The organism is Kineococcus indalonis (assembly GCF_009906395.1).
In the GTDB taxonomy this organism is placed as follows: domain Bacteria; phylum Actinomycetota; class Actinomycetes; order Actinomycetales; family Kineococcaceae; genus Kineococcus; species Kineococcus indalonis.
Map to the genome: position 1 here is coordinate 1 of NZ_JAAALM010000085.1, position 10,320 is coordinate 10,320.

Here is a 10,320-nt window from a genome sequence, read left to right on the forward strand (position 1 = left end):
ACACCTCCTCACGGGCGGGGGCGCCCGCCGGCGCGCCCGCCCCCGCCCGTGAGGAGGTGTCGCGGTGAGCAGCGCGACCACGTCGCTGAGCAAGACGGCCCCGCAGTACGCCGGCACCCCGTACCGGGTGACCTTCCCCGGCCTGCTGCGCTCGGAGTGGATCAAGTTCTGGAGCGTGCGCTCCGTCGTGGTGACGGTGCTGCTGTCCGTCGTGGCGATCGTGGCCCTGGGCGCCCTGCTGTCCTGGGCGGTGGCCTCCTCGATCGCCGACCCGGCGCCCGGGCGGACCCCCGGCCCGCCCGGCGTGGACGCCACCGGCGCCTCGCTGCAGGGCGCCCAGATCGCCAGCCTGGTGCTGGCCGCCGTCGGCGTCATCGTCATCGCCGGGGAGTACTCCACCGGCATGATCCGCACGTCCTTCACCACCGCCCCCGGGCGGCTGGGCGTCTACGCGGCCAAGGCCCTGGTGCTGGCCGTCTCCGTGGCGCTGGCCGCGGGCCTGGCCGTCCTGGCGGCCTTCTTCGTCGGCCAGGCGGTCCTGGACACCCAGGACGCCGGCGTCTCGATCGGCGACGAGGGCGTGCTGCGCGCCGTCGCCGGCCACGTGGTGATGATCGTCGGCTTCGCCCTGGCCGGGCTGGGCCTGGGGGCGCTGATGCGCAACTCCGCCGGCGCCATCTGCACGATCGTCGGCGCGATCTTCGTCGTCCCGCTGCTGCTGCTGCTCGTGCCGGAGTCCTGGGGCGGCGAGACGGTCCGCGAGTACTGGTTCTCCAACTCGATCACGGCCATGACCACCGTGACCCCGGACCCGTCCTACCTGGAGCCGCTGCCCGGGGCGCTCGTCTTCACCGCCTGGGTCGCGGTCCTGCTGGGCCTGGGCGCCCTGTCCCTGAAGACCCGGGACGTCTGAGCCCCTCCGGCGACCGGGGGGACGCCGGAGGACCCCGGGGGGGCCGCACCCGACGGGTGCGGCCCCCCGGTGCGCCCGGGGCGGGCACCTGGTTGGATCGCGGCACCCGACCTTCGAGAGGTGGACCCGCGGTGGCCGAGCGCGCCTGCTTCCTCATGCACCTGCGCCCCGAGCTGGTGGACGAGTACCTCGCCGCCCACGAGCACGTGTGGCCGGAGATGCTCCAGGCCCTCACCCGCGCCGGCTGGCGCGACTACTCCCTCTTCGTGCGCCGCGAGGACGGCCTGGTGGTGGGCTACTGCGTGGCCGACGACTTCGAGGCGGCCGTGGCCGCCATGCACCGCGAGGACGTCAACGGCCGCTGGCAGGCCACCATGGCCCGCTTCTTCGCCTCCGGCGAGCACCCGGACCGCTCCACGGAGCGCCTGGAGGAGTACTTCCACCTCGCCTGAGCCGGGCCCCGGGGGCCCCCGCCGGGGGTCGCCGGGTCCCTCCGGGTCTACGCCGCGAGCGAACGACGTGGCGGAACACCCCTCCGGGGGCGAGGGTTGGTCCAGGAGACGAGGTCACGACCCCCTCACGATCGGCCGCCGCGACGCGGGCGAGGTGAAGGTGTCGGGGCCCGGGACTAGCATCGGAATGGTCCGTGGGGGACAGACCCCCGAGGACCCGACCACCCGCGAGGAGCGCCGCATGTTCGAGAGGTTCACCGACCGCGCCCGACGGGTCGTCGTCCTGGCCCAAGAAGAGGCCCGGATGCTCAACCACAACTACATCGGGACCGAGCACATCCTGCTCGGCCTGATCCACGAGGGCGAAGGCGTCGCCGCCAAGGCCCTCGAGTCGCTGGGCATCTCCCTGGACGCGGTCCGCGAGCAGGTCCAGGAGATCATCGGCCAGGGCCAGCAGGCCCCGTCCGGTCACATCCCCTTCACCCCCCGCGCCAAGAAGGTGCTCGAGCTGTCCCTGCGCGAGGCGCTGCAGCTCGGCCACAACTACATCGGGACCGAGCACATCCTGCTCGGCCTCATCCGCGAGGGCGAGGGCGTCGCCGCCCAGGTCCTCGTCAAGCTCGGCGCCGACCTCAACCGCGTCCGCCAGCAGGTCATCCAGCTGCTCTCCGGCTACCAGGGCAAGGAGCCGGCGACCTCCGGCGGCCCGCAGGAGGGCACCCCCTCCGGCTCGCTCGTGCTGGACCAGTTCGGCCGCAACCTCACCCAGGCCGCCCGCGAGGGCAAGCTGGACCCGGTCATCGGCCGCGACCCGCAGATCGAGCGCGTCATGCAGGTGCTCTCGCGCCGCACCAAGAACAACCCGATCCTCATCGGCGAGCCCGGCGTCGGCAAGACCGCCGTCGTCGAGGGCCTGGCCCAGTCCGTCGTGCGCGGCGAGGTGCCCGAGACCCTCAAGGACAAGCAGATCTACACCCTCGACCTCGGCGCGCTCGTGGCGGGCTCCCGCTACCGCGGCGACTTCGAGGAGCGGCTGCGCAAGGTCCTCAAGGAGATCCGCACCCGCGGCGACATCATCCTGTTCATCGACGAGATCCACACCCTCGTGGGTGCGGGTGCCGCCGAGGGCGCCATCGACGCCGCCAGCATCCTCAAGCCGATGCTGGCCCGCGGCGAGCTGCAGACCATCGGCGCCACGACGCTCGACGAGTTCCGCAAGCACATCGAGAAGGACCCGGCCCTGGAGCGCCGCTTCCAGCCCATCCAGGTGCCCGAGCCGACCCTGCCCCACGCCATCGAGATCCTCAAGGGCCTGCGCGACCGGTACGAGGCGCACCACCGCGTCTCCATCACCGACGCCGCGCTGGTGGCGGCCGCGACGCTGGCCGACCGCTACGTCAACGACCGCTACCTGCCCGACAAGGCGATCGACCTCATCGACGAGGCGGGCGCGCGCCTGCGCATCCGCCGCATGACCGCTCCGCCGGACCTGCGCGAGTTCGACGAGCGCATCGCCGACGTGCGCCGCGAGAAGGAGTCCGCGATCGACGCGCAGGACTTCGAGAAGGCGGCCTCCCTGCGCGACAAGGAGAAGAAGCTCCTGGCGCAGAAGGGCGAGCGCGAGAAGCAGTGGAAGTCCGGCGACATGGACGTCATCGCCGAGGTCGACGAGGAGCTGATCGCGGAGGTCCTGGCCACGGCCACGGGCATCCCGGTCGTCCGGCTGACCGAGGAGGAGTCCGCGCGCCTGCTCAACATGGAGGCCGAGCTCCACAAGCGCGTCATCGGCCAGAACGACGCCATCCGGGCGCTGTCCCAGGCCATCCGGCGCACGCGGGCGGGTCTGAAGGACCCCAAGCGCCCCGGCGGCTCCTTCATCTTCGCCGGCCCCACCGGCGTCGGGAAGACCGAGCTGGCCAAGGCGCTGGCGGAGTTCCTCTTCGGCGAGGAGGACGCGCTCATCCAGCTCGACATGAGCGAGTTCTCCGAGAAGCACACCGTCTCGCGGCTGTTCGGCTCCCCGCCCGGCTACGTCGGGTACGAGGAGGGCGGCCAGCTCACCGAGAAGGTGCGCCGCAAGCCGTTCTCCGTCGTCCTCTTCGACGAGGTGGAGAAGGCCCACCCGGACATCTTCAACTCGCTGCTGCAGATCCTCGAGGACGGTCGCCTGACCGACTCGCAGGGCCGCGTGGTGGACTTCAAGAACACGGTGATCATCATGACCACCAACCTGGGGACGCGGGACATCTCCAAGGGCGTGGGCACCGGCTTCGCCGCCGGCAGCCAGACCACGCAGACCAACTACGACCGCATGAAGGCCAAGGTCAACGACGAGCTCAAGCAGCACTTCCGGCCCGAGTTCCTCAACCGCGTCGACGACATCGTCGTCTTCCCGCAGCTGACGCAGGAGGAGATCGTCCAGATCGTCGACCTGTTCGTGAAGCGGGTGGACGACCGCCTCAAGGACAAGGACATGGGCATCGAGCTCACCCCGTCCGCGAAGGTGCTGCTGGCGACCAAGGGCTACGACCCGGTCCTGGGCGCGCGGCCGCTGCGCCGCACGATCCAGCGCGACATCGAGGACGTCCTCTCGGAGAAGATCCTCTTCGGCGAGCTGCGCCCCGGCCAGATCGTCTCGGTCGACACCGAGGGCGAGGGCGCGGAGCAGAAGTTCACCTTCGAGGGCACCACCAAGGAGGACGTGCCCGTCACCCTGTCGCTCGGCAAGTCCGCCGACGGCCAGTGACGGCCTGACCCCCGGTCCACGCGACGGCCCGGCACCCCCGCCAGGGGGTGCCGGGCCGTCGCGCGTGCGGGCCACCCGCCGGGCCTCGCGCCGGGCCCTCTGCCAGGATCGACGGCGTGACGGCCCCAGCGACGGCCCCAGGGGTGCGGGTGCGGCCCGCCCGGACCGGCGACGTGCCGGTCGTCCGCGCGCTCGTGGAGGACTACGCGCGCGAGCGGATCCTGCTCGCCAAGGAGCTCATCACCCTCTACGAGGCCGTGCAGGAGTTCGTCGTCGCCGAGGTCGACGACCCCACCGCCCCCGGCGGGGCGCGGGTGGTGGGCTGCGGCGCCGTGCACGTGCTGTGGGAGGACCTCGCCGAGGTGCGCACCCTGGCCGTGGACCGCTCCGTGCGCGGCGCGGGCGTCGGCCACCGCATCCTGGAGGCGCTGCTGGCGCGCGCGGCCGACCTCGGCGTCACCCGGCTGTTCTGCCTGACCTTCGAGACGCGCTTCTTCGCCGCCCACGGCTTCGTCGAGATCGACGGCACGCCCGTCGCGCCCGACGTCTACGCGGAGATGCTGCGCTCCCACGACGAGGGCGTGGCCGAGTTCCTCGACCTCGCCCGCGTGAAGCCCAACACGCTGGGCAACACCAGGATGCTGCGGGTCACCCCCCGCGCCCGACCCGAGGAGGAGCCGTCACCGACACCGGCCACCGTCCCGCAGGCCCCACCGCGCTGATCGTCATGGGCGTCTCGGGCAGCGGCAAGACCACCGTCGCCCAGGCCGTCTCCCGGGCCCGCGGCTGGGAGTACGCCGAGGGCGACGACTTCCACCCGCGCGCCAACGTCGACAAGATGCGCGCGGGCACCCCCCTGGACGACGAGGACCGCTGGCCCTGGCTGCGCGCCGTCGCGGCCTGGATCGGGGAGCGCGAGGCCGACGGCGAGTCCGTCGTGGTCACCTGCTCGGCGCTCAGGCGCGCCTACCGCGACCTGCTGCGCGAGGGGCACCCCTCCGTGCGCTTCTGCCACCTCACCGTGCCCGAGGCCGTGCTGGCCGAGCGGCTCGCCGCCCGCCGCGGCCACTACATGCCCGCCTCGCTGCTGCACAGCCAGCTGGAGACCCTGGAGGACCTCCAGCCGGACGAGCCGGGCTTCCAGGTCCTGGAGCAGCCCACCCCCGAGGACGTCGTCGCCGAGGTGCTGCGCCGCCTGTGAGCCGCGCCGCCCGCGCGCTGCGCGGCGCCCGGGCGCCCCTCAGGAGGTGGGCAGGCTGAAGCGGCCGTCGGCCAGGGGCTCGACGAGGCCGTCGGCGACCAGGCCGTCCAGGCAGCGCTCGCGCTGGGCCGGGTCGCTGGTCCAGGCGCCGGCCAGCTCCTGCGCGCCCACCGGGCCGTGCGCGGCGCGCAGCACCGCCAGCAGGCGCCCGCGCACCTGGCGGTCCGTGCCGGCCCATCGCTGCACCCGCTTGGCCGGCCCGTCGTGGGCCGGGCGCCCGGCGGCCACCCACGCGCAGCGGTCCAGCAGCGGGCACGCCGGGCAGCGCGGGGCGCGCGCGGTGCACACCAGGGCGCCCAGCTCCATCACCCCCACCGACCAGCGCGCCGCGGTCTGCGGGTCCTGCGGCAGCAGCGCCGCGGCCAGGCGCGTCTCGGCGGCGGTCAGGGCCGGCGCGGGCTCGGCCGCGCCGGATACCGCGCGGGCGTGCACGCGCCGCACGTTGGTGTCCACCACGGCGTGCCGGCGGCGGAAGGCGAAGGCGGCCACGGCCGCGGTGGTGTAGGCGCCGATGCCCGGCAGCGCCAGCAGCGCCGCGTGGTCGTCGGGGACCTCGCCGCCGTGCTCGGCGGCGATGGCCGTGGCGGCGGCGTGCAGGCGCAGCGCGCGGCGCGGGTAGCCCAGGCGGTCCCAGGCGCGCACCGCCTCGCCCGGCGGCTCGGCGGCCAGCGCCGCCGGGGTGGGCCAGCGCTGCAGCCACTCGCGCCAGCGCGGCAGCACGCGCACCACCGGCGTCTGCTGGAGCATCACCTCGCTGACCAGCACCCCCCACGGCGAGCAGCCCGGCTCCCGCCACGGCAGGTCCCGCGCGCTCTCGCCGTACCAGTCCAGGACGGTGCGGTGCAGCTCCTCCAGCGCCGCGGGGTCCAGCAGCGCTGAGTGGCACTGCGGGAGCGGAGAGTGGCGACGGCGGCCGGTGGGACCGACACGCCGGGACGGCGCGGCGCGCCTGCGCCCGAGGCCCCCCCGCGACGCCTACCTTCGCTGCGGTGAGCAGCGTGCTGCACCCCGTCGGGCCCGAGCGACGGGCGACCTACTGGCGACGTCGCCTGGTGGCCGTCCTCGTCCTGCTGCTGCTCGTGGCGGGCCTCGCGCTGGGCGTGCGGGCCCTGCTGCCGCAGGCCTCCCCCGAGCAGGTGGCCGCGCAGCTGGACCCCCAGCGCGTCTCGCCCACCCTGGGACCCGTCGCGTCCACCGCCACCGGCACGCCCACCACCGGCACGTCCACCGCCAGCCCCTCCCCGAGCACCGCCGAGGCCGTGGAGCCCTGCGCCGGCGGTGCCCTGGAGCTCGCGCTCACCTCCGACGCGGCCGCCTACGGCCCCGGGGTGACGCCGAAGTTCACCCTCAGCGTCAAGAACGTCGGGCAGAGCCCGTGCACCGCCGAGATCGGCAGCGCCGTGCGCGCCTTCGTCGTCGAGGACGCCGCCGGCGCCCGCGTGTGGTCCAGCGCCGACTGCCAGTCGTCCACGTCCGCGCAGTCCTACGAGCTCGCGCCCGGCAAGTGGCGCACCATGAGCACCTCCTGGTCGCGCCAGCGCTCCGCGGCCGGCTGCCCGGACGACCAGCCCGCCGCCGAGGCCGGCACCTACACCGTGCAGGGCACCTGGCAGGACACCCCCGCCGCCCCGCTCACGGTGACCCTGGCGGGCTGAGCGCCCCGGCCCGGCTCCCCGGGCCCGACCCGGCGCCCGGGGGCCGGGACGGCTCCCGGCTCAGACGTAGCGCTCGAGGATGCTGGACTCCGCCAGCCGCGACAGGCCCTCGCGCACCGCGCGGGCCCGCTGCTCGCCCACGCCGTCGACCGTCATGAGGTCGTCGATGCTGGCGGCGAGCAGCTTCTGCAGGTCGCCGAACTGGTCCACGAGGCGCTCCACGATCGCGCCGGGCAGGCGCGGCACGCGGTTCAGCAGCCGGAAGCCCTTCGGGCTGACCGCCGAGTCCAGCGAGTCCCCGCCCACCGAGAAGCCCAGCACCCGCGCCACCTGGCTGAGGTCCACCAGGTCCGTGGAGTCCAGCTGCGCCAGCGCCTCGAGCACCACCTCCAGCGGGCCCTCGTGCCGGCTGGACTCCAGGTAGTCGCGCACCACGAGCTCGCGGTCCGGGCCCACCCCGCCGATCAGCTCGTCCAGCTGCAGCGACAGTAGCCGGCCGTCCACGCCCAGCTCCACCACGTAGCCGGCGATCTCGTCGGCGATGCGCCGCACCATCTCGATGCGCTGCACGACCGAGCAGACGTCCCGGACCGTCACGAGGTCCTCGATCTCCAGCGCCGAGAGGGTGCCGGTCACCTCGTCCAGGCGGGCCCGGTAGCGCTCCAGCGTCTGCAGCGCCTGGTTCGCGCGGCCCAGGATCGCGTCGGAACCCTCCAGCACGTACCGGCGCGATCCCACGTACACCGCCACGATCCGCATCGACTGCGACACCGAGACCACCGGGTAGCCGGTCTGCTTGGCCACGCGCTCGGCCGTGCGGTGCCGGGTGCCGGACTCGCTGGTCTCGATGGAGGAGTCGGGCACCAGCTGCACGGCCGCGCGCAGGATGCGCGTCACGTCGCGGTCGCAGACGATCGCGCCGTCCATCTTCGCCAGCTCCCGCAGGCGGGTGGCGGAGAACTCCACGTCCAGGGCGAAGCCGCCGGTGCTCAGCGCGTCCACGACGCGGTCGAAGCCCAGCACGATCAGGGCACCGGTGCGCCCGCGCAGGATGCGCTCCAGCCCGTCGCGCAGCTCCGTGCCCGGGGCGACGGCGGCGAGGGTCGAGCGCAGGATCTCCTCGGGGGTGCGGTCTGCGGTCGCCACCGGGCCTCCTCGCGAACGTCTCGGGGGCGGAGTCTAGCGGCGGCGCCCCGGTGCGGGCGGGTGCCCCGTGCACGCGCCCGTCGCGCGCACCGCCGCGCGGTGCGCCCGGCCCCGCGCGCGACGGGACCCGCCGACCCCGGTGGGGGTGGGCGGGTCCCGTCGGAGCGGCGGCCGGCTCAGCTGCCGTAGAGGGTCTTCATCGTGGTCATCAGGATGCCCAGCACGCCCATGACGAAGCTGGGCACGAAGGCGAGGATGGCCGCGCCGATGCTGCCGGTCTTGCGGTAGAGCAGGTACGCGGAGAACACCATGACGAGCGCGCCGACCAGCGTGAAGGACAGGCCCGTGACGATGCGGGCCGTCGAGGCGCCCTGGTAGGGGTCCACGCCCAGCAGCACCAGCGGCACCAGGGCACCCAGCAGCAGCCCGACCACCCAGATCAGCAGGGCGACGACGGTGCCGCCGTTGGGCTTGGACCAGCGGATCGGGGCGATGGCCCGCTGGTCCTCGTGACGCGTCGGCGGGGCGGAGTGCGCGCTCATGCCCCCATCATCCACGCACCGGGCCCCGCGCGGCGACCCCGGGTGCGTCCGCGCGCGCCCTCAGCGGCGCCGGTGCCGCAGCACCACCGCGTAGTCCACCCGGGTGCCCTCGTGGGAGGCCAGGAAGCGCTGCGCCAGCGCGGGCGCGAACTCGATGCGCACCACGGCCTCCAGGTCCTCGCGGCGCTCGAACTCCCACGCCACCTCCAGGCGCTCGCACGACCAGCCGCGCCGCGCGAAGAACCGGTCCACCGCCGCCTGGTCGTAGCCGGGCAGCGCGGTGGAGAACCAGCGCCCGAAGGTGGAGCGGGTGGCGTCGTTGTCCACCACGAAGGCCGCCCCGCCGGGGCGCAGCACCCGCTCCAGCTCCGCCAGGCCCGGCTCGCAGCCGGGGCCGAAGAAGTACGCCCAGCGCGCGTGCGCGACGTCGACGCTGCCGTCGGGCAGGGGCAGCGCGCCCGCCGCCCCGTGCAGCACCCGCACCCCCGGCAGGCCCCGCACCCGCTCCACGGCGCGGCGCAGCAGCGGCGGGTGCGGCTCGACGCCGGTGACGGTGCGGGCCGCGGCCGCGAAGCGCGGCAGGTGGAAGCCGGTGCCGCAGCCGACGTCGAGCACGTCCGCGCCGGCCCAGTCGCGCACCGAGCGCACCGCCGCCTCGATCAGCCCGCCGCGGTCCACGGCGAGGTTCTCCAGCTCGTACACGTCGGGGGAGCCCCACACGTTCGGGCTGGGCACCACCCCGGGCAGGTCCGCCGGGCTCACCGGGCGCTCACCGGGCGCTCACCGGGCGCTCACCGGGTGGTGGGCCGGGACGCGCGCGAGCGGTCCGCCGGGTGCACCGTCAGCGGCAGCAGCCGCCGGTGCGCGCCGCCGGCGCGGGCGCGGCCCACCAGCGCCTCGCAGTGCCGCGCCAGCTCCTCGTAGGCGCCGTCGCCGACCAGCTCGCGCAGCTCCGCCTCGGCGCTGCGGAACAGCGGGCGGGTGCCCACGTGCGCGGCCGGGTTGGAGGTGCAGTACCAGTCCAGGTCGTGCCCGCCCTCGCCCCAGCCGCGGCGGTCGTACTCGGCGATCGTCACCTCCAGGTACTCGGTGCCGTCGCCGCGGACGACCGTGCGGTAGGAGCGCTTCAGCGGCAGCTGCCAGCACACGTCCGGCTTCAGCGTCAGCGGCTCCACGCCCTCGGTCAGCGCCAGCAGGTGCAGCGCGCACCCGGCGCCGGCGGCGAACCCGGAGCGGTTGGCGAACACGCAGCCGCCGTCCACGACGCGCGTCTTGCGCTCGCCGTCCTCCACCTCGGTCCACCCCTGCGCGCGGCCGGTGCCGTGGTACTGCCACGTCTCCGGCGTCAGCCGCCGCACCGCCGCGGCCACGCGCTCCTCGTCGGCCGGCTCGGTGAAGTGCGCACCCAGCGCGCAGCAGCCCACGTCGGGGGCGTCGGCGTGGATGCCGGGGCAGCCGGCGCCGAAGATGCACGTGTAGTCCGACGTCAGCCACGTCAGGTCGCAGCGGTACACGGTGCCCGGTGCCGCGTGCGGGTCGTCGGCGACGTCGGCGGGCTCGGGGAACTCCACCCACAGCCGGGGACCGTCCAGGGGGGTCTCGCCC

11 protein-coding genes are annotated in these 10,320 nt (G+C 74.7%); 6 read left to right on the top strand and 5 right to left on the bottom strand.

The window, feature by feature from the left end; all coding sequences use genetic code 11:
• The first annotated feature begins 64 nt into the window (after positions 1-64).
• The 5 genes from GTR00_RS06495 (at position 65) to GTR00_RS06515 (ending at position 5,312) form a co-directional block, all read left to right on the top strand.
• The gene (locus GTR00_RS06495; protein ID WP_166610821.1) at positions 65-913 is read left to right on the top strand and encodes an ABC transporter permease subunit; all 849 of its coding nucleotides are present in this window, start codon (positions 65-67) and stop codon (positions 911-913) included.
• A gap of 131 nt (positions 914-1,044) precedes the next feature.
• The gene (locus tag GTR00_RS06500) at positions 1,045-1,365 is read left to right on the top strand and encodes an L-rhamnose mutarotase (protein WP_323132274.1); all 321 of its coding nucleotides are present in this window, start codon (positions 1,045-1,047) and stop codon (positions 1,363-1,365) included.
• A 241-nt stretch (positions 1,366-1,606) separates the two neighbouring features.
• Positions 1,607-4,111, top strand: a complete 2,505-nt coding sequence (locus tag GTR00_RS06505) for an ATP-dependent Clp protease ATP-binding subunit (RefSeq protein WP_166610822.1) — start codon at positions 1,607-1,609, stop codon at positions 4,109-4,111.
• Between the two features lie 107 nt (positions 4,112-4,218).
• Positions 4,219-4,833, top strand: coding sequence for an amino-acid N-acetyltransferase (locus GTR00_RS06510; RefSeq protein WP_407659630.1), 615 nt, complete (start codon positions 4,219-4,221; stop codon positions 4,831-4,833).
• 5 nt (positions 4,834-4,838) lie between these two features.
• Positions 4,839-5,312 carry a gluconokinase gene (locus GTR00_RS06515; RefSeq protein WP_166610824.1) on the top strand — a complete coding sequence of 158 codons (474 nt, stop codon included), beginning with the start codon at positions 4,839-4,841 and terminating at the stop codon, positions 5,310-5,312.
• 39 nt (positions 5,313-5,351) lie between these two features.
• Here the strand turns inward: GTR00_RS06515 and GTR00_RS06520 are convergent, their stop codons facing one another.
• Positions 5,352-6,137: an HhH-GPD family protein gene (locus tag GTR00_RS06520; RefSeq protein ID WP_323132276.1), complete on the bottom strand. Its 786-nt coding sequence runs from the start codon at positions 6,135-6,137 to the stop codon at positions 5,352-5,354.
• 224 nt (positions 6,138-6,361) lie between these two features.
• On the opposite strand from GTR00_RS06520, the gene GTR00_RS06525 reads away from it, so the two are divergent.
• Positions 6,362-7,027: a BsuPI-related putative proteinase inhibitor gene (locus GTR00_RS06525; RefSeq protein ID WP_166610825.1), complete on the top strand. Its 666-nt coding sequence runs from the start codon at positions 6,362-6,364 to the stop codon at positions 7,025-7,027.
• 60 nt (positions 7,028-7,087) lie between these two features.
• Here the strand turns inward: GTR00_RS06525 and disA are convergent, their stop codons facing one another.
• The 4 genes from disA to GTR00_RS06545 all read right to left on the bottom strand — a co-directional run.
• The gene (gene disA / locus GTR00_RS06530) at positions 7,088-8,173 is read right to left on the bottom strand and encodes a DNA integrity scanning diadenylate cyclase DisA (protein WP_166610826.1); all 1,086 of its coding nucleotides are present in this window, start codon (positions 8,171-8,173) and stop codon (positions 7,088-7,090) included.
• A 176-nt stretch (positions 8,174-8,349) separates the two neighbouring features.
• Complete coding sequence (locus tag GTR00_RS06535) at positions 8,350-8,715, bottom strand: hypothetical protein (RefSeq protein WP_166610827.1); 366 nt, start codon at positions 8,713-8,715, stop codon at positions 8,350-8,352.
• Positions 8,716-8,775: 60 nt separating this feature from the next.
• Positions 8,776-9,477 (bottom strand): class I SAM-dependent methyltransferase, encoded by a 702-nt coding sequence (locus tag GTR00_RS06540; protein WP_323132277.1) that lies wholly within the window; start codon positions 9,475-9,477, stop codon positions 8,776-8,778.
• Between the two features lie 29 nt (positions 9,478-9,506).
• A partial coding sequence (locus tag GTR00_RS06545; RefSeq protein ID WP_166610828.1) for a hypothetical protein occupies positions 9,507-10,320 on the bottom strand: 814 nt, incomplete at its 5' end.

What these genes read in the sequence shown, in the direction of transcription:
- GTR00_RS06505 (WP_166610822.1), top strand. Translation starts at nt 1,607, where the DNA reads ATGTTCGAGAGGTTCACCGACCGCGCCCGACGGGTCGTCGTCCTGGCC.
- GTR00_RS06515 (WP_166610824.1), top strand. Translation starts at nt 4,839, where the DNA reads ATGGGCGTCTCGGGCAGCGGCAAGACCACCGTCGCCCAGGCCGTCTCC.
- GTR00_RS06535 (WP_166610827.1), bottom strand. Translation starts at nt 8,715, where the DNA reads ATGAGCGCGCACTCCGCCCCGCCGACGCGTCACGAGGACCAGCGGGCC.